General features: G+C 55.0%; 1 protein-coding gene. It reads right to left on the bottom strand.

Translation table 11 applies throughout. From position 1 onward, the window contains the following. A partial coding sequence (locus tag ACSIPU_RS31305; protein ID WP_435322595.1) for a POTRA domain-containing protein occupies positions 1–278 on the bottom strand: 278 nt, incomplete at both ends.

Here is a 278-nt window from a genome sequence, read left to right as displayed (position 1 = left end):
ACTGATCGCCTTCGGTGATGTTGACGGTGATGTAGATCCCTTTCTTATCCGGCGTCAGGCTGACCTGGGTAGAATCGATGTTGAAACGGGCATAGCCGCGATCCAGGTAGTAGCTGCGCAGGGTTTCAAGGTCGCCCGCTAGCTTCTGCTTCTGGTATTTACGGTCGCCGACCACGTTCCACCACGGCACCTCATCGCGCAGCTGGAAGTGGGAGATCAGCTCATCGGTCGAAAACGCATGGTTGCCGACGATGTTGATCTGTTGAATTTTTGCGGAG

The organism is Klebsiella sp. HN106 (assembly GCF_051209435.1).
GTDB classification, from domain to species: Bacteria; Pseudomonadota; Gammaproteobacteria; order Enterobacterales; family Enterobacteriaceae; genus Klebsiella; species Klebsiella oxytoca.
The sequence above is the reverse complement of the archived record's forward strand: the minus strand, read 5'-3'. Positions and strand labels throughout refer to the sequence as shown.